The organism is Streptomyces sp. NPDC002817 (assembly GCF_053592055.1).
Map to the genome: position 1 here is coordinate 59,484 of NZ_JBSFUY010000020.1, position 24,166 is coordinate 83,649.

Sequence of the window (24,166 nt, forward strand, 5' to 3'; positions counted from 1 at the left end):
CGTACAGGAGCCGTCCGTCCGATTTGCCTTACGGGCACGGGCACTTAGGGTCGTCCCCGGCCGTTCACCAAACGGCGGCCGGGGACGGTACCGTTCGGTAAGGAGCGGGGTTCGTACCCTGCTGCCAGCGCCAATTGCCTGTACGAGACGGAGTGGCACCGGATGCAGCACGCAGTGGGTTCTCCGCTGCCGCCGCCCCACCAGCCGGGGCACGGACCGGCCGTCGGCTGGTCGCCGGCCGCACACCACCCGGGTTCCCACCACCCGGGTGCGCACCAGGCTTCCGCCTCGGTGCCCCCGCCGCCTCCGGCCCCGGGCTTCGCCCCACAGCCTCCCCACCCGCCGGTCCCTCCGGCCCCGGACACCACCGGCCATGTACCGCTGCCCCCCGGCGGCCCCTTCGGAGTCCCCGTGACCCCGCCCGCCGCGGTAGCGCCCGACCCCGCAGGTACGACCCTCGCGGTGCTGCTGATCGGCCCGGCGGGAGCCGGCAAGACGAGCGTCGCCAAGTACTGGGCGGACCACCGCAGGGTTCCCACCGCCCACATCAGCCTCGACGACGTCCGCGAATGGGTCCGCTCGGGCTTCGCCGACCCCCAGTCCGGCTGGAACGACCACTCCGAGGCCCAGTACCGCCTCGCCCGCCGCACCTGCGGCTTCGCCGCCCGCAACTTCCTCGCCAACGGCATCTCCTGCATCCTCGACGACGCCGTCTTCCCGGACCGCCCGGTCGTGGGCCTCGGCGGCTGGAAGCGGCACGTGGGTCCGGGGCTGCTGCCGGTGGTCCTGCTGCCGGGCCTGGAGATCGTCCTGGAACGCAACGCGGAACGCTCCGGCAACCGCCGTCTCACGGACGAGGAGGTGGCCCGCATCCACGGCCGTATGGCGGGCTGGTACGGCTCGGGCTTGCCGATCATCGACAATTCACAGTTGGACGTACCGCAGACGGCGCGGGTGCTGGACGACGTGCTGGCACGATCGATCGCAAGCCCCCCGAGCTGGTAGTCAGAGGCGCCCGGACCCACCCAAGGGGCGCGGGGAATTGCGCGACCAGCCCCCACGCACCGTCGGTCGGCACACAACCGGTAGAGGCACCCGTCCCCCGAACGGCACCCTCCCAACCGGCATAAACCAGACACCGCTCCTACGCTCGTGTCATGTCAGAGGTCTACGCGGCCCGCCGCACAAGGTTGAGGGAACGCTGCAACGCGGTCGGCAGTACGTCGGCCCTCATCTCCCGCCCCGCCAACGTGCGCTACCTCGCGGGCGCAGCCCCGCTCGGCGCCGTCCTGCTCCTCGGCAAGACCGAGGACCTGCTGGTGTGCTCCGGCCCACCGGACGACCGTCCCTCGGACGGCCGCCCGGACGAGGCGCTGACGTTGCACACACTCCCCGGCGCCGGAGGCGATCCCGCCGTCGCGGCCGGTGACCTCGCCGCCGCACAGGGCGGCGATTCCCTCGCGGTGGAGGAGCACCATCTCACCGTCGCCCGGCACAGAGCCCTGCGCTCGGTCGTCCCGCGCCTGCGGCTCACCGACCTCGGCGGAGCCTGCGAGCAGCTCCGGATCATCAAGGACGAGGAGGAGATCTCCTGTCTCCGGATCGGCGCGGAGATCGCCGACCAGGCCCTGGGGGAGCTCCTGGAGTCCATCCTCGTCGGCCGCACCGAACGGCACCTGGCTCTGGAACTGGAGCGGCGCCTCGTGGACCACGGCGCCGACGGCCCCGCCTTCCCCACCTCCGTCGCCACCGGCCCGAACTCCGGCCGACGGGCCCACCGCCCCACCGACCGCCGCGTCGAGGAGGGCGACTTTCTCTCCGTGTGCCTCGGGGCGACGTACCGTGGCTACCGCTGTGAGATCGGTCGTACATTCGTGATCGGTACATCGCCGGCCGACTGGCAGATCGAGCTGTACGACCTCGTCTTCGCTGCCCAGAGGGCCGGACGGGAGGCTCTCGCACCTGGCGCGGCCTACCGTGATGTGGACCGTGCGGCACGGCAGGTACTGGACTCCGCAGGGTACTCGGAGGCCCTTCCGGCCCTGACCGGACACGGCGTGGGACTCGAAATCGACGAGGACCCGCAGCTGGCCCCCGCAGCCATGGGTAAACTGGACGCTTGCGTGCCGGTCACCGTCGAACCGGGGGTCCACCTCCCGGGCCGGGGCGGTGTCCGGATCGATGACACGCTCGTCGTACGCCCCGAGGCGGACGGCGGACCCGAGCTACTCACCATCACGACCAAGGAGCTGCTCGCCCTCTAGTCAGGTGCGTGCGCCGGGGTCGTCCACGTCAGTCCAGGAGATTCCGCAACCGTGGCTTCCACGAACGACCTCAAGAACGGCCTTGTGCTCAAGCTCGAAGGCGGCCAGCTCTGGTCCGTCGTCGAGTTCCAGCACGTCAAGCCCGGCAAGGGCCCGGCCTTCGTGCGCACCAAGCTCAAGAACGTGCTGTCCGGCAAGGTCGTCGACAAGACGTTCAACGCCGGCGTCAAGGTCGAGACGGCCACTGTCGACAAGCGCGACATGCAGTTCTCGTACATGGACGGCGAGTACTTCGTCTTCATGGACATGGAGACCTACGACCAGCTGATGATCGACCGCAAGACGGTCGCCGACGCCGCGAACTTCCTCATCGAGGGCTTCACGGCCACCGTCGCGCAGCACGAGGGCGAGGTGCTCTTCGTCGAGCTGCCGGCCGCCGTCGAGCTCGTCGTCCAGGAGACCGAGCCGGGCCTGCAGGGCGACCGCTCCACCGGTGGCACCAAGCCCGCCACCCTGGAGACCGGTCACCAGATCAACGTGCCGCTCTTCATCACCACCGGTGAGAAGATCAAGGTCGACACCCGCACGAGCGACTACCTCGGCCGGGTGAACAGCTAACCGTGGCTGCCCGCAACACGGCCCGCAAGCGCGCCTTCCAGATCCTCTTCGAGGGCGACCAGCGCGGCGTCGATGTCCTGACGGTCCTCGCGGACTGGATCCGGCTGTCCCGGGACGACACCCGGCAGCCGCCGGTCAGCGAGTACACGATGCAGTTGGTCGAGGGCTACGCGGAGCACGCGAAGCGCATCGACGAGCTGATCGCGCAGTACTCGGTCGGCTGGACACTCGACCGGATGCCGGTCGTGGACCGCAATATCCTGCGTCTCGGCGCGCACGAGCTGATCTGGGTCGACGCGACCCCTGACGCCGTCGTGCTGGACGAGATGGTGCAGCTGGCGAAGGAGTTCTCCACGGACGAGTCGCCGGCGTTCGTGAACGGCCTGCTGGGCCGTTTCAAGGACCTGAAGCCGTCTCTGCGTCGCGACGAGGCGTAGGAGGCCGCCAGGTCGCCAGAGGTACGACATGCCAGAGGGCCCGCAGCGTGACTGCTGCGGGCCCTCTGGCATCCCGGTGCCCCTGAGGCCCCCGAGGGCCGCAGAAAGCCGCCGGGGTGGCCGGAACCGTGAAGTTCCGGCCACCCCGGCGGCACGTTTCTGCTGAGGCTGGAAGCGACTCAGCCCTCGTCGTGGGAGACCGCGCGACGCGCGTCGGCGTCCAGGACGCCCCAGCTGATCAGCTGCTCGGTGAGGACCGAGGGCGACTGGTCGTAGATGACGGCGAGTGTGCGCAGGTCGTCCTGGCGGATCGAGAGCACCTTGCCGTTGTAGTCACCGCGCTGCGACTGGATCGTCGCGGCGTAGCGCTGCAGGGGGCCCGCCTTCTCGGCCGGCACATGGGCCAGCCGCTCCAGGTCCAGGACCAGCTTCGGCGGCGGCTCCGCGGCACCGCCCGGCGTGGTGCCCGGCAGCAGTTCCTGGACGGGTACGCCGTAGAAATCCGCCAACTCGGCGAGACGCTGCACGGTCACGGCACGGTCGCCACGCTCGTACGAACCGACCACGACCGCCTTCCAGCGTCCCTGGGACTTCTCCTCGACACCGTGGAGGGAAAGGCCCTGCTGGGTGCGGATGGCCCGGAGCTTGGCCCCGAGCTGTTTGGCGTATTCGCTGGACATATAGCTCCCCGGACACTGGATCGACGCGACTGGGGTTGTTTCCTGCCGCGCGTCTGGTAACTCACTGTGAGGTTACGCAGCGTGACTCTTGTGCGTCAAGCCGAATGGTCCACACCGACCTTTCCGTGCGCGTGGTGGCCGATTAGGCCAAGGGGGTGAACGGGGTGGTCGTCTCGGCCTGCTACCGTGGATGGCGCAATTCCGACGTCCTTTAAGGTCCGTCCCGTGAGGCGGAGAAGGAGGTCCGTTTCATATGGACAAGCAGGACAACCAGCAGGACGCACCGTCCGATGCCCGGCCCGTTCTCGAAGGCCCCGACATCGCACGCGTGTTGACCCGCATCGCCCACGAGATCGTCGAACGCGCCAAGGGCGCTGACGACGTGGTGCTCCTCGGCATCCCGACCCGCGGCGTCTTCCTCGCCCAGCGGCTCGCCGCCAAACTCGAGGAGATCACCGAGCGCAAGATTCCGGTCGGTTCGCTCGACATCACCATGTACCGGGACGATCTGCGCATGCACCCGCCGCGTGCGCTGGCCCGCACCGAGATCCCCGGTGACGGCATCGACGGCCGCCTCGTCGTCCTCGTCGACGACGTGCTCTTCTCCGGCCGCACCATCCGCGCCGCCCTCGACGCCCTGAACGACATCGGGCGTCCGCGCGCGGTGCAGCTCGCGGTCCTCGTCGACCGCGGCCACCGCGAACTGCCCATCCGCGCCGACTACGTCGGCAAGAACCTCCCCACGTCGTTGCGGGAGACGGTCAAGGTCCTGCTCGCCGAGGAGGACGGTCGCGACACCGTGCTGCTCGGTGCCAAGCAGACCCAGTAGCAAGCCGCAGGCGTACGGCTCCGTCGTACGCGCGCACCGTCTTGCCCGGAATCTCCCGACCTGAACTTCGTTACGGAGCCTGACAGATGCAGCGTCATCTCATCTCGGCCGCCGACCTCACCCGCGACGACGCCGTCCTGATCCTCGACACCGCCGAGGAGATGGCCCGGGTCGCCGACCGGCCGATCAAGAAGCTGCCGACCCTGCGCGGCCGCACGATCGTCAACCTGTTCTTCGAGGACTCCACGCGCACGCGTATCTCCTTCGAAGCCGCGGAGAAGCGCCTCTCCGCGGACGTCATCAACTTCACGGCCAAGGGGTCGAGCGTGTCCAAGGGCGAGTCCCTCAAGGACACCGCCCAGACCCTGGAGGCCATGGGCGTCGACGCCGTCGTCATCCGGCACGGCGCCTCCGGAGCCCCGTACCGGCTCGCCACCTCCGGCTGGATCGACGCCGCCGTGATCAACGCCGGCGACGGCACCCACCAGCACCCCACCCAGGCCCTGTTGGACGCCTTCACCATGCGCCGCCGCCTCATCGGCAGGGACGCCGGCCTCGGCCAGGACCTGTCCGGCAAGCACATCACGCTCGTCGGCGATGTCCTGCACAGCCGGGTCGCCCGCTCCAACGTCGACCTGCTGCACACCCTCGGCGCCGAGGTCACCCTCGTCGCCCCGCCCACCCTGGTACCGGTCGGCGTCGAGTCCTGGCCGTGCGAGGTGTCGTACGACCTGGACAGCACGCTCTCCAAGTCCGACGCGGTGATGATGCTGCGTGTGCAGCGCGAGCGTATGAACGCCGCGTTCTTCCCGACCGAGCGCGAGTACTCGCGGCGCTACGGCCTCGACGGAGAGCGCATGGCGAAGATGCCCGAGCACGCCATCGTGATGCACCCCGGGCCGATGGTCCGCGGCATGGAGATCACCGCCGAGGTCGCCGACTCGGACCGCTGCACCGTCGTGGAGCAGGTCGCAAACGGAGTCTCCATCCGGATGGCCGTTCTGTACCTGCTGCTGGGTGGCAACGAGCCCGCCGTCAGCCACACCCGTATCGAGGAGAAGTAAGAGACATGAGCAAGATCCTGATCCGTGGTGCGAAGGTGCTCGGCGGCGAGTCGCAGGACGTCCTGATCGACGCCGGCGTCATCGCCGAGGTGGGCGCCGGTCTGTCGGACGAGGGCGCCGAGGTCGTCGAGGCGGGCGGCAAGGTCCTCCTCCCGGGCCTCGTCGACCTGCACACCCATCTGCGCGAGCCCGGCCGCGAGGACTCCGAGACCGTACTGACCGGCACGCGCGCGGCGGCCACCGGTGGCTACACGGCCGTCTTCGCCATGGCCAACACCTTCCCGGTCGCCGACACCGCCGGTGTGGTCGAGCAGGTCTACCGGCTCGGCCAGGAGCACGGGTACTGCGATGTGCAGCCCATCGGTGCCGTCACCGTCGGCCTGGAGGGCCGCAAGCTCGCCGAGCTGGGGGCCATGCACGAGTCGGCGGCCGGTGTGACCGTGTTCTCCGACGACGGCAAGTGCGTCGACGACGCGGTGATCATGCGCCGGGCGCTGGAGTACGTGAAGGCCTTCGGCGGGGTCGTCGCCCAGCACGCGCAGGAGCCGCGGCTGACCGAGGGCGCCCAGATGAACGAGGGCGTCGTCTCGGCCGAGCTGGGTCTGGGCGGCTGGCCCGCGGTGGCCGAAGAATCGATCATCGCCCGGGATGTCCTGCTCGCCGAGCACGTCGGCTCCCGCGTCCACATCTGCCACCTGTCGACCGCCGGCTCCGTCGAGATCGTCCGCTGGGCCAAGTCCCGCGGCATCGACGTCACCGCCGAGGTCACCCCGCACCACCTACTCCTCACCGACGAGCTGGTGCGCACCTACAACCCGGTCTACAAGGTCAACCCGCCGCTGCGCACCGAGCGCGACGTGTTCGCCCTGCGCGAGGCGCTGGCCGACGGCACGATCGACATCGTCGCCACCGACCACGCCCCGCACCCGCACGAGGACAAGGACTGCGAGTGGGCCGCGGCCGCCATGGGGATGGTCGGCCTGGAGACCGCGTTGTCGGTGGTGCAGGAGACCATGGTGGACACCGGGCTCCTCACCTGGGCCGGGGTCGCCGACCGCATGTCCTTCAAGCCCGCACAGATCGGGCGGGCCACCGGGCACGGCCGCCCCGTCTCGGCAGGTGAGCCCGCCAACCTCACGCTCGTCGACACGGAATACCGTGGGGACGTGGACCCCGCGGGCTTCGCCTCGCGCAGCCGGAACACCCCGTACGAGGGGCGTGAGCTGCCGGGCCGTGTGACGCACACCTGGCTGCGGGGCAAGGCCACGCTCGTCGACGGGAAGCTCACGTGACACCTGTAATCCTGCTGGCCGCCGAGCAGAAATCGGCTGAGGTCACCGACTGGGCCGCCCGGGTCGGGTGGCTCGTCGGACTCGCGCTGTTCGTCGCGCTCATCTACTGGCTGATGCGCGAGGGCTGGAAGTGGCGCGGCACGCTCCAGGGCGACCTGCCCGAGCTGCCCGCCGCGCCGTCCGAGCCCGGTGCGGCGAAACTGACGATGAGCGGCCGCTACCACGGCTCCACCACCGCCGGGCAGTGGCTCGACCGCATCGTGGCGCACGGCCTGGGCACCCGCAGCCGGGTCGAGCTCACGCTGACGGACGCGGGACTGGACGTCGTACGCCCCGGCGCGGCCGACTTCTTCGTCCCCGCCGCGGCGCTGCGCGAGGCCCGGCTCGACAAGGGCATCGCCGGCAAGGTCCTCACCGAGGGCGGGCTGCTGGTCGTGACCTGGGAGCACGGCGACCGGCTGCTCGACTCCGGGTTCCGCTCCGACCGCGCGGCCGAGCACAACGAGTGGGTCGACGCCATTAACTCCATGATCAACAAGAAGACGGAAACGGAAGGCGCACGATGACGACCTCCACAAGGGGAGCCTCGAAGGTTCCCGCGGTACTCGTCCTGGAGGACGGCCGGATCTTCCGCGGCCGCGCCTACGGGGCCGTGGGGGAGACCTTCGGCGAGGCCGTGTTCTCCACCGGGATGACCGGCTACCAGGAGACGCTGACCGACCCGTCGTACCACCGCCAGGTCGTCGTGATGACCGCCCCGCACGTCGGCAACACCGGTGTCAACGACGAGGACGCCGAGTCGCAGCGGATCTGGGTCGCCGGCTACGTCGTGCGCGACCCCGCGCGCGTGCCCTCCAACTGGCGCTCGCGCCGCTCCCTGGACGAGGAGCTCACCAAGCAGGGCGTCGTCGGGATCTCCGGCATCGACACCCGGGCGCTCACCCGCCACCTGCGTGAGCGCGGCGCCATGCGCGTCGGCATCTTCTCCGGCAACGCGCTGCCCGACGACGGCACCATGCTCGCCGAGGTCCGCCAGGCCCCCGAGATGAAGGGCGCGAACCTCTCCGCGGAGGTCGCCACCAAGGAGGCGTACGTCGTCCCCGCGATCGGCGAGAAGAAGTTCACGGTCGCCGCCGTCGACCTCGGCATCAAGGGCATGACCCCGCACCGCATGGCCGAGCGCGGCATCGAGGTGCATGTGCTGCCCGCCACGGCGACCGTCGAGGACGTGTACGCCGTGAACCCGGACGGTGTGTTCTTCTCCAACGGCCCCGGCGACCCCGCCACCGCCGACCACGCCGTCTCCGTCATGCAGGGCGTGCTGGAGCGCAAGACCCCGCTCTTCGGCATCTGCTTCGGCAACCAGATTCTCGGCCGCTCGCTCGGCTTCGGCACCTACAAGCTGAAGTACGGCCACCGCGGCATCAACCAGCCGGTCCAGGACCGTACGACCGGCAAGGTCGAGATCACCGCGCACAACCACGGCTTCGCCGTCGACGCCCCGCTCGACAAGGTGTCCGACACCCCCTACGGCCGCGCCGAGGTCTCCCACGTCTGCCTCAACGACAACGTGGTGGAGGGCCTCCAACTGCTCGACCAGCCGGCCTTCAGCGTCCAGTACCACCCCGAAGCGGCAGCGGGCCCGCACGACGCCGCCTACCTGTTCGACCGCTTCGTATCTCTGTTGGAGGGCCAGCGTGCCTAAGCGCACCGATATCCAGTCCGTCCTGGTCATCGGCTCCGGCCCGATCGTCATCGGCCAGGCCGCCGAGTTCGACTACTCCGGCACCCAGGCGTGCCGCATCCTGCGCGCCGAGGGCATCCGGGTCATCCTGGTCAACTCCAACCCGGCGACGATCATGACCGACCCGGAGATCGCCGACGCCACCTACGTCGAGCCGATCACCCCGGAGTTCGTCGAGAAGATCATCGCCAAGGAGCGCCCCGACGCCCTGCTGCCCACCCTGGGCGGTCAGACGGCCCTCAACACGGCGATCTCGCTGCACGAGTCCGGGACCCTGGAGAAGTACGGCGTCGAGCTGATCGGCGCCAACGTCGAGGCCATCAACAAGGGTGAGGACCGCGACCTCTTCAAGGGCGTCGTCGAAGCGGTGAACGCGAAGATCGGGCACGGCGAGTCCGCCCGCTCGGTCATCTGCCACTCCATGGACGACGTCCTCAAGGGCGTCGAGACGCTCGGCGGCTACCCGGTCGTCGTCCGCCCGTCCTTCACCATGGGCGGCGCCGGCTCCGGCTTCGCCCACGACGAGGAGGAGCTGCGCCGTATCGCGGGCCAGGGCCTCACGCTCTCCCCGACCACCGAGGTGCTCCTGGAGGAGTCCATCCTCGGCTGGAAGGAGTACGAGCTGGAGCTGATGCGCGACAAGAACGACAACGTCGTGGTCGTCTGCTCCATCGAGAACTTCGACCCCATGGGCGTCCACACCGGCGACTCGATCACCGTCGCGCCCGCGATGACCCTGACCGACCGCGAGTACCAGCGCCTTCGTGACGTCGGTATCGCGATCATCCGCGAGGTCGGCGTCGACACCGGCGGCTGCAACATCCAGTTCGCGATCGACCCGGTCGACGGCCGCGTCATCGTCATCGAGATGAACCCGCGCGTGTCGCGCTCCTCGGCCCTCGCCTCCAAGGCGACCGGCTTCCCGATCGCCAAGATCGCGGCCAAGCTCGCCGTCGGCTACACCCTCGACGAGATCCCCAACGACATCACCCAGGAGACCCCGGCCTCCTTCGAGCCGACGCTCGACTACGTGGTCGTGAAGGCCCCGCGCTTCGCCTTCGAGAAGTTCCCGCAGGCCGACTCCACGCTGACGACGACCATGAAGTCGGTCGGCGAGGCCATGGCCATCGGCCGCAACTTCACCGAGGCCTTCCAGAAGGCGCTGCGCTCGCTGGAGAAGAAGGGCAGCCAGTTCACCTTCGTCGGCGAGCCCGGCGACAAGGAAGCGCTGCTCACGGAAGCCGTCCGTCCCACCGACGGCCGGATCAACACCGTCATGCAGGCCATCCGCGCGGGCGCCACGCCGGAGGAGATCTTCGAGTACACGAAGATCGACCCCTGGTTCGTCGACCAGCTCTTCCTCATCAAGGAGATCGCGGACGAGCTCGCCGAGGCGCCGAAGCTGGACCCCGACCTGCTGGCCGAGGCCAAGCGGCACGGCTTCTCCGACCAGCAGATCGGCGAGATCCGCGGTCTGCGCGAGGACGTCGTCCGCGAGGTCCGGCACGCGCTGGGCATCCGCCCGGTCTACAAGACGGTCGACACCTGCGCCGCCGAGTTCGCCGCGAAGACGCCGTACTTCTACTCCTCCTACGACGAGGAGACGGAGGTCGCCCCCCGCGAGAAGCCGGCCGTCATCATCCTCGGCTCCGGCCCCAACCGCATCGGCCAGGGCATCGAGTTCGACTACTCCTGCGTCCACGCCTCCTTCGCGCTGAGCGAGGCCGGGTACGAGACCGTGATGGTCAACTGCAACCCGGAGACCGTCTCCACGGACTACGACACCTCCGACCGCCTGTACTTCGAGCCGCTGACGCTGGAAGACGTGCTGGAGATCGTCCACGCGGAGTCCCTCGCGGGCCCGATCGCCGGTGTCGTCGTCCAGCTGGGAGGCCAGACCCCGCTGGGCCTGGCCCAGGCGCTGAAGGACAACGGCGTCCCGATCGTGGGCACCCCGCCGGAGGCCATCCACGCCGCCGAGGACCGCGGCGCCTTCGGCCGCGTGCTCGCCGAGGCCGGCCTCCCGGCCCCCAAGCACGGCACCGCGACCACCTTCGCCGAGGCCAAGGCGATCGCCGACGAGATCGGCTACCCGGTCCTGGTGCGGCCGTCGTACGTCCTCGGCGGACGCGGCATGGAGATCGTCTACGACGAGACCCGCCTCGCGTCCTACATCGCCGAGTCGACCGAGATCAGCCCCTCCCGGCCGGTCCTGGTCGACCGCTTCCTCGACGACGCCATCGAGATCGACGTCGACGCCCTCTACGACGGCGAGGAGCTCTACCTCGGCGGCGTCATGGAGCACATCGAGGAGGCCGGCATCCACTCCGGCGACTCGGCGTGCGCGCTGCCCCCGATCACCCTGGGCGGCTTCGACATCAAGCGCCTGCGGGCCTCCACCGAGGCGATCGCCAAGGGCGTCGGCGTCCGCGGCCTGATCAACATCCAGTTCGCGATGGCCGGCGACATCCTCTACGTCCTGGAGGCCAACCCGCGCGCGTCCCGCACCGTCCCCTTCACCTCGAAGGCGACCGCGGTGCCGCTGGCCAAGGCCGCCGCCCGGATCTCGCTCGGCGCGACCGTCGCCGAACTGCGGGCCGAGGGGCTGCTTCCGGCCAACGGCGACGGCGGCGAGCTGCCGTTCGACGCGCCGATCTCCGTCAAGGAGGCCGTCATGCCGTGGTCGCGCTTCCGCGACATCCACGGGCGCGGCGTCGACACCGTCCTCGGCCCGGAGATGCGCTCCACCGGCGAGGTCATGGGCATCGACTCCGTCTTCGGCACGGCGTACGCCAAGTCGCAGGCCGGTGCGTACGGCCCGCTGCCCACCAAGGGCCGCGCGTTCATCTCGGTCGCCAACCGTGACAAGCGCTCGATGATCTTCCCGGCGCGCGAGCTGGTCGCCCACGGCTTCGAGCTGCTCGCCACCTCCGGCACCGCCGAGGTCCTCAAGCGCAACGGCATCAACGCCAGGATCGTGCGCAAGCAGTCCGAAGGCACCGGCCCGAACGGCGAGAAGACCATCGTCCAGCTCATCCACGACGGCGAGGTCGACCTCATCGTCAACACCCCGTACGGCACCGGTGGCCGCCTCGACGGCTACGAGATCCGTACGGCGGCCGTGGCACGGTCGGTCCCGTGCCTGACGACGGTCCAGGCGCTCGCCGCCGCCGTCCAGGGCATCGACGCCCTCAACCACGGTGACGTGGGCGTCCGCTCACTGCAGGAACACGCGGAACACCTGACCGCCGCCCGCGACTAGCAGCCCTGAGGGGGACACCGGAAACGGTGTCCCCCTCTTCATGAGGACACCATGTACAAGATCTTCTTCCAGCTCGTCTTCAAACGCATGGACCCCGAGAAGGCCCACTACCTCGCCTTCCGCTGGATCCGCCTGGCCGTCCGCGTCCCGGTGCTCCGTACCTTCGTCGCCGCCGCGCTCGCCCCCCGCCACGAGGAGCTGCGCACCGAGGCCTTCGGGCTGCGCATGCACGGCCCCTTCGGGCTCGCCGCCGGCTTCGACAAGAACGCGGTCGCCGTCGACGGCATGTCGATGCTCGGCTTCGACCACGTCGAGATCGGCACGGTCACCGGGGAGGCGCAGCCCGGCAACCCCAAGCAGCGGCTGTTCCGGCTCGTGAAGGACCGCGCGCTGATCAACCGCATGGGCTTCAACAACGAGGGCTCGCTGGCCGTAGCGGCCCGCCTGGCCTCCCGTACGCCCGTCTTCAGGACCGTCGTGGGCGTCAACATCGGCAAGACCAAGGTCGTACCGGAGGCCGAGGCCGCCGCCGACTACGTGAAGTCGACCGAGCGGCTCGCGCCGTACGCCGACTACCTGGTCGTGAACGTGTCGTCGCCGAACACGCCAGGGCTGCGCAATCTGCAGGCCACCGAGGCGCTGCGGCCGCTCCTGAGCGCCGTGCGCGAGGCCGCCGACCGTACGGTCACCAGCCGTCGCGTCCCGCTCCTGGTGAAGATCGCGCCCGACCTCGCCGACGATGACGTCGACGCCGTCGCCGACCTGGCCGTGGAGCTCGGCCTGGACGGGATCATCGCCACGAACACCACCATCGCGCGCGAGGGGCTCGGCCTGAAATCCGAACCCTCGCTGGTGAAGGAGACCGGCGGCCTGTCCGGCGCCCCGCTGAAGGCGCGCTCCCTGGAGGTCCTCAGGCGCCTCTACGCGCGCGTGGGCGACCGCATCACCCTCGTGGGCGTCGGCGGCATCGAGGACGCCGAGGACGCCTGGCAGCGCATCCTCGCCGGTGCCACGCTCGTCCAGGGCTACAGCGCGTTCGTCTACGAGGGGCCCTTCTGGGCCCGAGCGATCCACAAGGGGCTCGCCGCCCGCCTCCGTACGAGCCCGTACGCCACTCTCGCCGACGCGGTCGGCGCCGACGTAAGGAAGCCGGTATGAGCTCTCTCGCACCCTTCGGCGCACGTCTTCGTCAGGTCATGGACGAGCGCGGCCCGCTGTGCGTCGGCATCGACCCGCACGCGTCCCTGCTCGGCGAGTGGGGCCTGAACGACGACGTGGCCGGACTGGAGCGGTTCAGCCGCACGGTCGTCGAGGCCGTGGCCGACCGGGTCGCCGTGCTCAAGCCGCAGAGCGCGTTCTTCGAGCGCTTCGGGTCGCGCGGTGTCGCCGTCCTGGAGAAGTCGGTCGAGGAGGCGCGGGCGGCCGGTGCGCTGGTCGTCATGGACGCCAAGCGCGGCGACATCGGCTCGACCATGGCCGCGTACGCCGAGGCCTTCCTGCACAAGGACTCCCCGCTGTTCTCCGACGCGCTCACCGTCTCGCCGTACCTCGGCTACGGCTCGCTCTCGCCGGCGGTCGCGCTGGCGCGGGAGAGCGGGGCCGGCCTGTTCGTGCTGGCGCTGACGTCCAACCCCGAGGGCGGCGAGGTCCAGCACGCGATCCGCGCGGACGGCCGTGACGTCGGTGCGACGATGCTGGCGCATCTGGCGGCCGAGAACACGGGGGAGGAGCCCCTGGGGTCCTTCGGCGCCGTCGTGGGCGCCACGCTGGGCGATCTGTCGTCCTACGACCTGGACATCAACGGTCCGCTCCTCGCGCCCGGCATCGGCGCCCAGGGGGCCACTCCGGCCGACCTTCCCAAGGTGTTCGGCTCTGTGGTGCGCAATGTCGTCCCCAACGTCAGCCGGGGGGTCCTGCGGCACGGTCCCGACGTCGGCGCGCTGCGGACCGCCGCGGAGCGGTTCGCGGAGGAGACCAGGGCCGCCGTGGCGTGAGACCGACAGCGCCATGGCGGTCGTATGACGGTCGTCCGAGGCGTTCGAGACGCTCGGACGAGACCTCCGATGAGTGCTTCCAGGACGACTTGAGGCTGAATACATTCTCAAATCCAGGGCAGTATGCCTGAAATGTCCGGCCTGACGGAGGCTGACCAGGACTTTTCCGCTGTTCTCGCTGACTCTGGCGGAGTTGGCCGCTAGTCTCCGACGCAGAGTGAACGGGCAAGCGTGTTGCTCGTGGCTCCCCAGGTGTGGGGCGACTAGGTTCCTCACCGGTCCGTATCCGACAGTTCAACATCCGAGGTGACGTAGGCGTGGCTCTTCCGCCCCTTACCCCTGAACAGCGCGCAGCCGCGCTCGAAAAGGCCGCCGCGGCTCGCCGGGAGCGGGCCGAGGTCAAGAATCGACTCAAGCACTCCGGCGCCTCTCTTCACGAGGTCATCAAGCAGGGCCAGGAGAACGACGTCATCGGCAAGATGAAGGTCTCCGCCCTGCTCGAGTCGCTACCGGGCGTGGGCAAGGTCCGCGCCAAGCAGATCATGGAGCGTCTGGGCATCTCCGAGAGCCGCCGTGTGCGTGGTCTCGGTTCGAACCAGATCGCTTCCCTGGAGCGTGAGTTCGGCAGCACCGGTTCCTGAGTCCGGCACAGTCCGGACCGGGAGTCCCGGGCACTCCGGGATTGCTGGAATAATCGCTGCATGAGTGAACGTCCGCGGCTGACCGTGCTCTCCGGCCCCTCAGGGGTCGGCAAGAGCACGGTCGTCGCCCATATGCGCAAGGAACACCCCGAGGTCTGGCTCTCGGTGTCGGCGACGACCCGCAAGCCCCGCCCCGGCGAGAAGCACGGTGTCCACTACTTCTTCGTCACCGACGAGGAGATGGACAAGCTGATCGCCAACGGTGAGCTGCTGGAGTGGGCCGAGTTCGCCGGCAATCGCTACGGCACCCCGCGCAACGCGGTGCTGGAGCGGCTGGAGGCGGGCGAGCCGGTTCTTCTGGAGATCGATCTCCAGGGTGCCCGGCAGGTCCGCGAGTCCATGTCGGAGGCCCAGCTGGTGTTCCTGGCTCCTCCCTCCTGGGAGGAGCTCGTGCGCAGGCTCACGGGACGTGGCACCGAGCCGCCCGCAGTGATCGAACGCCGTCTTGAGGCGGCGAAGGTCGAGCTGGCGGCCGAGCGCGAGTTCGATGTGACCTTGGTCAACACCTCCGTCGAGGACGTGGCGCGTGAGCTGCTAGCCTTGATGGAAGTTGTGTGATCGTGCCCTGATCGTTGAGGCTCGATCGTTCACACTGATTCTTTCCCACCCATCGGAAGGCAGAGCGTGTCCTCTTCCATCACCGCGCCCGAGGGCATCATCAACCCTCCGATCGACGAGCTCCTCGAGGCCACCGACTCGAAGTACAGCCTCGTGATCTACGCGGCCAAGCGTGCGCGTCAGATCAACGCGTACTACTCGCAGCTCGGCGAGGGCCTCCTCGAGTACGTCGGTCCGCTCGTCGACACCCACGTGCACGAGAAGCCGCTCTCGATCGCGCTCCGCGAGATCAACGCGGGTCTGCTGACGTCCGAGGCCGTCGAGGGCCCGGCGCAGTAAGCAGTAATTTCGGCTTTGAGCTGGCTTGTCCACAGGCCCGGCAGCGCGACTGTCGGGCCTGTGGTGTGTCATGGAGTCGTCGGTTCGAGGGATGGGAGACCTGGTGGACAAGCCGAGGGTCGTGCTGGGGGTCAGCGGTGGGATCGCCGCCTACAAGGCCTGTGAGCTGCTGCGCAGACTGACGGAGTCGGGCCACGACGTACGCGTGGTGCCCACCGCCTCCGCGCTGCACTTCGTCGGTGCCGCCACCTGGTCCGCCCTCTCCGGCCACCCCGTCTCGACCGAGGTGTGGGACGACGTCCACGAGGTGCCGCACGTCCGCATCGGACAGCACGCCGACCTGGTGATCGTCGCCCCGGCCACGGCCGACATGCTCGCGAAGGCGGCTCACGGTCTCGCGGACGACCTGCTCACCAACACGCTGCTGACCGCCCGCTGTCCGGTCGTCTTCGCCCCCGCGATGCACACCGAGATGTGGGAGCACCCGGCCACCCAGGAGAACGTGGCGACCCTGCGCCGCCGGGGCGCGGTCGTCATCGAGCCGGCCGTCGGACGCCTCACCGGCGTCGACACCGGCAAGGGCCGGCTGCCCGACCCGGGTGAGATCTTCGAGGTCTGCCGCCGCGTCCTCGCCCGGGGCGTCACCGAGTCGGACCTGAAGGGACGACACGTCGTCGTCAGCGCCGGCGGCACCCGTGAGCCGCTCGACCCGGTCCGCTTCCTCGGCAACCGCTCCTCCGGCAAGCAGGGCTACGCCCTCGCCCGCACCGCCGCCGCCCGCGGCGCCCGTGTCACGCTCATCGCCGCGAACACCGGGCTGCCGGACCCGGCGGGGGTGGACATCGTCCCGGTCGGCACGGCCGTACAACTGCGTGAAGCCGTCCTGAAGGCGGCCGAGGACGCCGACGCGGTCGTCATGGCCGCCGCGGTCGCGGACTTCCGGCCGGAGACATACGCGGCCGGGAAGATCAAGAAGAAGGACGGCCAGGATCCGGAACCCATCGTTCTGGTGCGGAATCCGGACATCCTGGCGGAGATCTCGGCCGACCGGGCCCGCCCCGGACAGGTGGTCGTCGGGTTCGCCGCCGAGACGGACGACGTGCTGGCCAACGGCCGTACGAAGCTCACCCGCAAGGGCTGCGACCTCCTCGTCGTCAACGAGGTGGGGGAGCGTAAGACTTTCGGGGCGGAGGAGAACGAGGCGGTGGTGCTGGGCGCCGACGGCACCGAGACGCCGGTCCCGCACGGCCCGAAGGAAGCATTGGCCGAAATCGTGTGGGACCTGGTGGCCCGGCGCATGAAGTGAATGTTTCATTCGCTTCACTGCGCTCTGTCACCTCGGTAATAGAGGCGTGGCGGGCCTGGCCAAGCCCGCTCGGGATTGGGCAGAATGCCCGTGCCGCAGGTCACAGGGCTCCCGACCAGCGAGACGGGTGAGCCTGTGGCTGAGCACGACCGATAAACTGTTCTCGGACGATGCCGGGCGCAGCCCCCGAGCCCGTCCGCCCATGATCAGCCAGCAGCCGCTGCAACCCCAGGGAGCGTTGTGTCCCGTCGTCTGTTCACCTCGGAGTCTGTGACCGAGGGTCACCCCGACAAGATCGCTGACCAGATCAGCGACACCATTCTCGACGCGCTCCTGCGCGAGGACCCGACCTCCCGGGTCGCGGTCGAGACCCTGATCACGACCGGCCTGGTGCACGTGGCCGGTGAGGTCACCACCAAGGCGTACGCCCCGATCCCCCAGCTCGTGCGGGACAAGATCCTCGAGATCGGTTACGACTCCTCGAAGAAGGGCTTCGACGGCGCCTCCTGCGGTGTCTCGGTGTCCATCGGCTCACAGTCCCCGGACATCGCGCAGGGTGTCGACACCGCCTACGAGAAGCGGGTCGAGGGCGACGAGGACGAGCTCGACAAGCAGGGCGCCGGCGACCAGGGCCTGATGTTCGGCTACGCGACGGACGAGACGCCGACGCTGATGCCGCTGCCGATCTTCCTGGCGCACCGGCTGTCGAGCCGCCTGTCCGAGGTCCGCAAGAACGGGACGATCCCCTACCTGCGCCCCGACGGCAAGACCCAGGTCACCATCGAGTACGACGGCGACAAGGCCGTCCGCCTCGACACGGTCGTGGTCTCCTCTCAGCACGCCTCCGACATCGACCTCGAGTCGCTGCTCGCCCCCGACATCCGCGAGTTCGTCGTGGAGCCGGAGCTGAAGGCGCTGCTCGACGAGGGCATCAAGCTGGAGACCGAGGGCTACCGCCTCCTGGTCAACCCGACCGGCCGCTTCGAGATCGGCGGCCCGATGGGCGACGCGGGTCTGACCGGCCGCAAGATCATCATCGACACGTACGGCGGCATGGCCCGCCACGGTGGCGGCGCCTTCTCCGGCAAGGACCCGTCCAAGGTGGACCGCTCGGCCGCGTACGCGATGCGCTGGGTCGCCAAGAACGTCGTCGCCGCGGGCCTCGCCTCCCGCTGCGAGGTGCAGGTCGCGTACGCGATCGGCAAGGCCGAGCCCGTCGGCCTGTTCGTCGAGACCTTCGGCACCGCCAAGGTCGACGCCGAGAAGATCGAGAAGGCCATCGACGAGGTCTTCGACCTCCGCCCGGCCGCGATCATCCGCGACCTCGACCTGCTGCGCCCGATCTACGCCCAGACCGCCGCGTACGGCCACTTCGGCCGTGAGCTGCCCGACTTCACGTGGGAGCGCACGGACCGCGTGGACGCGCTGCGCAGGGCGGCGGGGCTGTAAGGCCCGGCTCCACGGTTCTTTCCGAAGCCCGGTGTCCCTTGGGGGATGCCGGGCTTCGGTGCGTTCGGGCGGCTTCGGATGTCAGTGGGGTTTGGTAAGAATGCAGGCGTGAGCAGCGAGGACGAGCAGGTCGGTGGTGGGGGCGAGGGGGCGCCGCCCGAGCAGCTTGCGTTCATTCGGGAGAGTGTGCGGAAGGCGAAGGTGCCGCGGGCGAAGCCGCGGACCTGGCGAGGGGCCGCGCTGGCCAAGGAGTTGCCCGTCGCACGGGTGCTCGTGGACAAGGGCGTGCTCCATCTTGATCGGTACTTCGACTACGCCGTGCCCGAGGAGCTCGATGCCGAGGCGCAGCCCGGGGTGCGGGTTCGGGTCCGGTTCGGGGCCGGGCGTGGTCGGGTGCGGGACGGGCGGCGTGAGGGTGGCGGGCTGATCGACGGGTTTCTCGTCGAGCGGCTGGCCGAGTCCGACTACTCCGGGCCGTTGGCGGCGCTGGCCCAGGTCGTGTCGCCCGAACCGGTGCTCGGCCAGGAGCTGTTGGCGCTCACCCGGGCTGTGGCCGACCGGTACGCAGGGAGCCTCGCCGATGTGCTGCAGCTTGCCGTGCCGCCGCGGAGTGCCCGGGCGGAGCAACGGGCTTCGGCGGAGCCGCTTCCGCCGCCTGGGGTGCCTGAGGCCGGGTCCTGGAGCCGGTACGAGCGGGGGGCCGGCTTTCTTGAGGCGCTCGCCTCGGGTGGGGCGCCGAGGGCCGTCTGGAACGCGTTGCCCGGGCCCGAGTGGTGTGACGAACTGGCTCGGGCCGTCGCCGCCACGCTGGCCTCCGGTCGCGGGGCGCTGGTCGTGGTGCCGGACGGGCGGGCCGTCACGCGTGTCGATGCCGCGCTGACCTCCTTGCTGGGGGCGGGGCGGCATGCCGTGCTCACCGCCGACGCGGGGCCCGAGAAGCGGTACCGGGAGTGGCTCGCCGTGCGGCGGGGGGCCGTGCGGGCCGTGGTGGGGACTCGGGCGGCCATGTTCGCGCCCGTACGGGATCTCGGGCTCGTCGCCATCTGGGACGACGGGGACGACAGCCACAGCGAGCCGCACGCGCCGCAGCCGCATGCCCGTGAGGTGCTGTTGCTGCGGGCCGCCCAGGACAAGTGCGCCTTCCTGCTGGGGAGCTGGAGCTGCACCGTGGAGGCCGCGCAACTCGTCGAGAGCGGGTGGGCGGGGCCGATCGTGTCCGCGCGGGAGCAGGTGCGGGGTGCCGCGCCGCTCGTACGGACCGTCGGGGACGGGGATCTGGCCAGGGACGAGGCCGCGCGGGCCGCTCGGCTGCCGACCCTTGCCTGGCAGGCCGTCAGGGAGGGGCTGAAGCAGGGACCGGTGCTCGTGCAGGTTCCGCGGCGCGGGTATGTGCCTCGGATGGCGTGTGCCAACTGCCGGGCGCCCGCGCGGTGTCGGCACTGCTCGGGGCCGCTGGAGGCCCAGGAGGGTGTGGATGCCCTGCGGTGCGGGTGGTGTGCGCGTGAGGACGGCGCCTGGCACTGTCCGGAGTGTGGCGGCTTTCGGCTGCGCGCCCAGGTCGTGGGTGCCCGGCGGACCGCGGAGGAGCTGGGGCGGGCGTTTCCCGCCGTACCGGTGCGGACCTCCGGGCGGGAGCATGTCCTGGACACCGTGCCGGGGGCGCCCGCGCTCGTCGTGAGTACGCCGGGGGCCGAGCCGGTGGCCGAGGGCGGGTATGCGGCCGCGCTGTTGCTGGACGGCTGGGCCATGCTCGGGCGGCCCGATCTGCGTGCCGGTGAGGATGCGTTGCGCAGGTGGATCGCCGCCGCGGCGCTCGTGCGGCCGCAGGGGGCGGGGGGCACCGTGGTCGTCGTCGCCGAGCCGACGTTGCGGCCCGTGCAGGCGTTGGTGCGGTGGGATCCCGTGGGGCATGCGGTGCGGGAGCTCTCCGAGCGGGCCGAGTTGGGGTTTCCGCCGGTGTCGCGGATGGCGGCCGTGTCGGGGGTGGGGGAGGCGGTCGCGGCGTTTCTCGGGGCTGTGGAACTGCCGGGGGAGGCGGAGGTGTTGGGGCCGGTGCCGATGGCTGTCACGGGTGCGCAGGGGCCGCGGCGGGTGGGGGCACCGCCGCCCGGGGAGCAGTGGGAGCGGGTGTTGATTCGGGTGCCGCCGGGGAAGGGCGCGGTGCTGGCGTCCGCGCTGAAGGCCGCGCAGGCCGCGCGGATGGCTCGGGGGAGTGGGGAGCCGGTGGTGCGGGTGCGGATCGATCCGCCTGACATCGGGTGACGGGGTTGTCGTCTGGTGCGGGGCCGTCCACGCATGCGGCTGCCCTCCCAGGGGTCCCGGGAGGGCATGAGGTGGGGTGGGTCAGCCGTTGCGGGGGCCGGGGAAGGCGGTGGGGCGTGCCTCTTCGCGCAGGGCCGGGCTGCCCGCCGTCGGCTGGGTCGGCATGGAGCGGGCCGCCGGGACCGTCGGTACCGAGGGGATACCGGTGTTGACGTTGACCGTGTGGGTGCTGGGCGCCTCGGCGGTGCGCTCTGCCTCGGCGGCAGCCTGGGTCACGGCACGGCGTGCGCCGTAGCGACGGTGGACCGCCTGCTTGGTGACCCCGAGCGCGGAGCCCACCGCGTCCCACGAGAAGCCGAGCGAGCGGTCGAAGTCGACCGCGGCCGTCACCAGGGTCTCGACGCTGTCCCGCAGCTCCTGCGCGAGACGGACCGTCGGCGCGGGCGCGCGTCCGTAGACGACGAAGCCCGTGGAGGGGCCGGAGCGGCGCGGGCGGTAGACGTTCCCCAACTGGGCGGTGAGCGTGCGCAGTGCGTCCACCTGCCGGCGGACCCGCTCGATGTCCCGCACCAGCAAGTGCAGGCTGGCCCGAGCCTGGGCGTCGTGGGTTGCGTGGTCGGCCATGAACAAGCCTCTCGAACCGGCGATGAAAAGGATCGGGCCGCTACAGCGGCCCGTTGTGGTCAACTCTTTCTTGACCAACGCGTGGACGCTCCGCTGGTCACGCAGTGGGGGCGTAGCGGCATATGCGTGCGCCCCGGGAGGAGGGTTCGCGCCTCGATTCCCGCACGGTCCACTCCGTCGGCGGTATTTCTTTCCGTGGTCATAGACTTGTGCGTTGCCCGCACAACCCCCGCCCGAGAGGCCCGCACCCACCCATGAAGCTCGTCTTCGCCGGTACCCCCGAGGTCGCCGTTCCCGCTCTGGACGCTCTGATCGCCTCCGGGCGGCACGAGGTGGCCGCCGTCGTCACGCGGCCCGACGCGCCGGCCGGGCGTGGGCGCAGGCTCGTCGCGAGCCCGGTGGCCGAGCGGGCCGTGGAGGCGGGCATCGAGGTGCTGAAGCCCCTCAAGCCGCGGGACCCGGAGTTCCTGGAGCGGCTGCGCGAGATCGCCCCCGACTGCTGTCCCGTCGTCGCCTACGGGGCGCTGCTGCCCCGCGCAGCCCTCGACATCCCGGCCCATGGCTGGGTCAACCTGCACTTCTCGCTGCTGCCCGCCTGGCGTGGGGCCGCACCCGTGCAGCACTCCATCATGGCGGGCGACGAGATCACCGGGGCCTCCACCTTCCTCATCGAGGAGGGCCTCGACTCCGGCCCCGTCTACGGCACCGTCACCGAGGAGATCCGCCACACCGACACCAGCGGCGACCTGCTGACCCGGCTCGCCTTCGCCGGCTCCGGACTGCTCGCCGCGACCATGGACGGGATCGAGGACGGCACCCTGAAGGCCGTACCGCAGCCCGCCGAGGGCATCACCCTCGCTCCGAAGATCACCGTCGAGGACGCACAGGTCGACTGGCACACCCCGGCCCTGCGGGTCGACCGGGTCGTGCGCGGCTGCACGCCCGCGCCCGGCGCCTGGACGGTCTTCCGCGGCGAGCGGCTCAAGCTCATCCAGGTGCGGCCCGCGCCCGAGCGCACCGACCTCGCCCCCGGACAGCTCGCCGTCGGCAAGAACAACGTCCACGTGGGCACCGGCTCCTACGGCGTGGAGCTGCTGTGGGTGCAGGCCCAGGGCAAGAAGCCGATGAAGGCCGCCGACTGGGCGCGCGGGGTGCGGATCGGCGAGAGCGAGAGCCTGGGCGAGTAGCACGGATGCCGACGGCGAGCCCTCTCGGCGGGTAACGCGCGCGCAGGCGGGACGTACGCTTGGTGCGTATCCCGCCAACACATCCGGAGCACCTTTTTCGTGAGCGACCAGTCCCGTGGGCCCCGCCCGTCCGGCAAGCCCTACCGTCGGCCCAAGAAGGACCCCGTCCGCTTCCTCGCCTTCGAGGCCCTGCGGGCCGTGGACGAGCGGGACGCGTACGCCAACCTCGTGCTTCCGCCGCTGCTGCGCAAGGCGCGGGAGAAGGAGGGGCCCGACAAGTTCGACGGACGGGACGCCGCGCTGGCCACCGAACTCGTCTACGGGACGCTCCGGCGCCAGGGGACGTACGACGCCGTCATCTCCGCCTGTGTCGACCGGCCGCTCCGGGAGGTCGACCCGCCGGTCCTCGATGTGCTGAGCCTCGGGGTCCATCAGCTGCTCGGGACGCGGATCCCCACGCATGCCGCGGTGTCCGCCTCCGTCGAGCTCGCGCGTGTGGTGCTCGGGGATGGGCGGGCCAAGTTCGTGAACGCCGTGCTGCGGAAGGTCGCACAGGACGATCTGGACGGATGGATCGCGCGCGTGGCTCCGCCGTACGAGGACGACCCCGAGGAGAATCTCGCCGTCGTGCACTCGCACCCCCGCTGGGTCGTCTCGGCGCTGTGGGACTCGCTCGGCGGCCCGCGGGCCGGGATCGAGGAGTTGCTGGCGGCGGACAACGAGCGGCCCGAGGTGACGTTGGTCGCCCGGCCCGGACGGGCCGGCACCGACGAGCTGCTGCGGGAGGAGGCCGCCGTCCCCGGGCGCTGGTCGCCGTACGCCGTGCGGCTGGCCGAGGGCGGCGAGCCCGGGGCCATCGAGGCCGTACGGGAGGGCCGTGCGGGCGTGCAGGACGAGGGCAGCCAGCTGGTGGCCCTGGCGCTCGCCAACGCGCCTCTGGAGGGGCCTGACGGGAAGTGGCTCGACGGGTGTGCGGGGCCCGGCGGGAAGGCCGCGCTGCTCGCCGCGCTGGCTGCGGAGCGGGGTGCCGTGTTGCTGGCCTCCGAGAAGTTGCCGCATCGGGCCGGGCTGGTGGCGAAGACGCTGGCCGGGAATCCGGGGCCGTACCAGGTCATCGCCGCGGACGGGATCAAGCCGCCGTGGCGGTCGGGCAGTTTCGACCGGGTGCTGATGGATGTGCCGTGTACCGGGCTGGGGGCGTTGCGGCGGCGGCCCGAGGCGCGGTGGCGGAGGCGGCCGGAGGATCTTGAGGGGTTCGCGCCGTTGCAGCGGGGGCTGTTGAAGACCGCGCTGGACTCCGTCCGGGTGGGCGGGGTCGTGGGGTACGCGACCTGTTCGCCGCATCTCGCCGAGACGCGGGCGGTGGTCGAGGACGTGCTGAAGCAGTGGCCGGAGGCCGAGTTGATCGACGCGCGGCCGCTGCTGCCCGGTGTGCCGGCGCTCGGTGAGGGGCCGGATGTGCAGTTGTGGCCGCATGTGCATGGGACCGACGCGATGTATCTGGCGTTGATCCGTCGGACGGGGTGAGGTTCGCCCCTTCGCCGTAGGGGTCGGGT

At 70.5% G+C, this 24,166-nt stretch carries 22 protein-coding genes; 20 read left to right on the forward strand and 2 right to left on the reverse strand.

All coding sequences use genetic code 11. The features are described 5' to 3' along the window. Positions 1 to 162: 162 nt before the first annotated feature. The 4 genes from ACWD3I_RS31010 (at position 163) to nusB (ending at position 3,319) form a co-directional block, all read left to right on the forward strand. Complete coding sequence (locus ACWD3I_RS31010) at positions 163 to 1,005, forward strand: Pro-rich N-terminal domain-containing protein (RefSeq protein ID WP_365403309.1); 843 nt, start codon at positions 163 to 165, stop codon at positions 1,003 to 1,005. A gap of 152 nt (positions 1,006 to 1,157) precedes the next feature. Continuing rightward, the gene (locus ACWD3I_RS31015) at positions 1,158 to 2,264 is read left to right on the forward strand and encodes an aminopeptidase P family protein (protein ID WP_365403306.1); all 1,107 of its coding nucleotides are present in this window, start codon (positions 1,158 to 1,160) and stop codon (positions 2,262 to 2,264) included. A 51-nt stretch (positions 2,265 to 2,315) separates the two neighbouring features. Further along, positions 2,316 to 2,882, forward strand: coding sequence for an elongation factor P (gene efp / locus ACWD3I_RS31020; RefSeq protein WP_046260055.1), 567 nt, complete (start codon positions 2,316 to 2,318; stop codon positions 2,880 to 2,882). 2 nt (positions 2,883 to 2,884) lie between these two features. Further along, positions 2,885 to 3,319 carry a transcription antitermination factor NusB gene (gene nusB / locus ACWD3I_RS31025; RefSeq protein WP_046260054.1) on the forward strand — a complete coding sequence of 145 codons (435 nt, stop codon included), beginning with the start codon at positions 2,885 to 2,887 and terminating at the stop codon, positions 3,317 to 3,319. 179 nt (positions 3,320 to 3,498) lie between these two features. Here the strand turns inward: nusB and bldD are convergent, their stop codons facing one another. Beyond that, positions 3,499 to 3,999 carry a transcriptional regulator BldD gene (gene bldD, locus ACWD3I_RS31030; protein ID WP_067366005.1) on the reverse strand — a complete coding sequence of 167 codons (501 nt, stop codon included), beginning with the start codon at positions 3,997 to 3,999 and terminating at the stop codon, positions 3,499 to 3,501. A gap of 253 nt (positions 4,000 to 4,252) precedes the next feature. Between bldD and pyrR the strand changes: the two genes are divergently transcribed. The 14 genes from pyrR (at position 4,253) to ACWD3I_RS31100 (ending at position 20,799) form a co-directional block, all read left to right on the forward strand. Then, complete coding sequence (gene pyrR / locus ACWD3I_RS31035; RefSeq protein WP_365403295.1) at positions 4,253 to 4,828, forward strand: bifunctional pyr operon transcriptional regulator/uracil phosphoribosyltransferase PyrR; 576 nt, start codon at positions 4,253 to 4,255, stop codon at positions 4,826 to 4,828. An 86-nt stretch (positions 4,829 to 4,914) separates the two neighbouring features. Continuing rightward, positions 4,915 to 5,892, forward strand: a complete 978-nt coding sequence (locus tag ACWD3I_RS31040; protein WP_365403292.1) for an aspartate carbamoyltransferase catalytic subunit — start codon at positions 4,915 to 4,917, stop codon at positions 5,890 to 5,892. Positions 5,893 to 5,897: 5 nt separating this feature from the next. Then, positions 5,898 to 7,184 carry a dihydroorotase gene (locus tag ACWD3I_RS31045; RefSeq protein WP_365403289.1) on the forward strand — a complete coding sequence of 429 codons (1,287 nt, stop codon included), beginning with the start codon at positions 5,898 to 5,900 and terminating at the stop codon, positions 7,182 to 7,184. After that, positions 7,181 to 7,750: a PH-like domain-containing protein gene (locus ACWD3I_RS31050; RefSeq protein ID WP_365403286.1), complete on the forward strand. Its 570-nt coding sequence runs from the start codon at positions 7,181 to 7,183 to the stop codon at positions 7,748 to 7,750. Before ACWD3I_RS31045 ends, ACWD3I_RS31050 begins: the two co-directional genes overlap by 4 nt. Beyond that, positions 7,747 to 8,889 (forward strand): glutamine-hydrolyzing carbamoyl-phosphate synthase small subunit, encoded by a 1,143-nt coding sequence (gene carA, locus ACWD3I_RS31055; protein ID WP_365403283.1) that lies wholly within the window; start codon positions 7,747 to 7,749, stop codon positions 8,887 to 8,889. The genes ACWD3I_RS31050 and carA overlap by 4 nt, the downstream gene beginning before the upstream one ends. Next, a complete protein-coding gene (gene carB / locus ACWD3I_RS31060; protein ID WP_365403280.1) occupies positions 8,882 to 12,190 on the forward strand; it encodes a carbamoyl-phosphate synthase large subunit in 3,309 nt (1,102 codons plus the stop codon). Before carA ends, carB begins: the two co-directional genes overlap by 8 nt. A gap of 51 nt (positions 12,191 to 12,241) precedes the next feature. Next, entirely contained in the window at positions 12,242 to 13,348 is a 1,107-nt protein-coding gene (locus ACWD3I_RS31065) for a quinone-dependent dihydroorotate dehydrogenase (protein ID WP_365403277.1), read from the forward strand. Continuing rightward, the gene (pyrF, locus tag ACWD3I_RS31070; RefSeq protein WP_365403274.1) at positions 13,345 to 14,184 is read left to right on the forward strand and encodes an orotidine-5'-phosphate decarboxylase; all 840 of its coding nucleotides are present in this window, start codon (positions 13,345 to 13,347) and stop codon (positions 14,182 to 14,184) included. The genes ACWD3I_RS31065 and pyrF overlap by 4 nt, the downstream gene beginning before the upstream one ends. A gap of 317 nt (positions 14,185 to 14,501) precedes the next feature. Further along, positions 14,502 to 14,825 carry an integration host factor gene (locus ACWD3I_RS31075; RefSeq protein ID WP_003977346.1) on the forward strand — a complete coding sequence of 108 codons (324 nt, stop codon included), beginning with the start codon at positions 14,502 to 14,504 and terminating at the stop codon, positions 14,823 to 14,825. 60 nt (positions 14,826 to 14,885) lie between these two features. Beyond that, positions 14,886 to 15,443, forward strand: coding sequence for a guanylate kinase (gene gmk, locus ACWD3I_RS31080; RefSeq protein ID WP_365403270.1), 558 nt, complete (start codon positions 14,886 to 14,888; stop codon positions 15,441 to 15,443). Positions 15,444 to 15,509: 66 nt separating this feature from the next. After that, the gene (gene rpoZ / locus ACWD3I_RS31085) at positions 15,510 to 15,782 is read left to right on the forward strand and encodes a DNA-directed RNA polymerase subunit omega (RefSeq protein ID WP_003982715.1); all 273 of its coding nucleotides are present in this window, start codon (positions 15,510 to 15,512) and stop codon (positions 15,780 to 15,782) included. 103 nt (positions 15,783 to 15,885) lie between these two features. Then, positions 15,886 to 17,088 carry a bifunctional phosphopantothenoylcysteine decarboxylase/phosphopantothenate--cysteine ligase CoaBC gene (coaBC, locus tag ACWD3I_RS31090; RefSeq protein ID WP_365403267.1) on the forward strand — a complete coding sequence of 401 codons (1,203 nt, stop codon included), beginning with the start codon at positions 15,886 to 15,888 and terminating at the stop codon, positions 17,086 to 17,088. A 240-nt stretch (positions 17,089 to 17,328) separates the two neighbouring features. Continuing rightward, positions 17,329 to 18,537 carry a methionine adenosyltransferase gene (metK, locus tag ACWD3I_RS31095; protein ID WP_365403264.1) on the forward strand — a complete coding sequence of 403 codons (1,209 nt, stop codon included), beginning with the start codon at positions 17,329 to 17,331 and terminating at the stop codon, positions 18,535 to 18,537. A gap of 108 nt (positions 18,538 to 18,645) precedes the next feature. Beyond that, the gene (locus ACWD3I_RS31100) at positions 18,646 to 20,799 is read left to right on the forward strand and encodes a primosomal protein N' (RefSeq protein WP_365403261.1); all 2,154 of its coding nucleotides are present in this window, start codon (positions 18,646 to 18,648) and stop codon (positions 20,797 to 20,799) included. Positions 20,800 to 20,880: 81 nt separating this feature from the next. On the opposite strand, the gene ACWD3I_RS31105 is transcribed toward ACWD3I_RS31100, so the two are convergent. Continuing rightward, a complete protein-coding gene (locus tag ACWD3I_RS31105) occupies positions 20,881 to 21,423 on the reverse strand; it encodes a hypothetical protein (protein WP_365403258.1) in 543 nt (180 codons plus the stop codon). A 254-nt stretch (positions 21,424 to 21,677) separates the two neighbouring features. Between ACWD3I_RS31105 and fmt the strand changes: the two genes are divergently transcribed. Together fmt and ACWD3I_RS31115 are read left to right on the forward strand one after the other, a co-directional pair. Continuing rightward, positions 21,678 to 22,610 (forward strand): methionyl-tRNA formyltransferase, encoded by a 933-nt coding sequence (fmt, locus tag ACWD3I_RS31110; RefSeq protein ID WP_365403255.1) that lies wholly within the window; start codon positions 21,678 to 21,680, stop codon positions 22,608 to 22,610. A gap of 99 nt (positions 22,611 to 22,709) precedes the next feature. Beyond that, complete coding sequence (locus tag ACWD3I_RS31115) at positions 22,710 to 24,137, forward strand: RsmB/NOP family class I SAM-dependent RNA methyltransferase (protein WP_365403252.1); 1,428 nt, start codon at positions 22,710 to 22,712, stop codon at positions 24,135 to 24,137. Positions 24,138 to 24,166 lie beyond the last annotated feature (29 nt).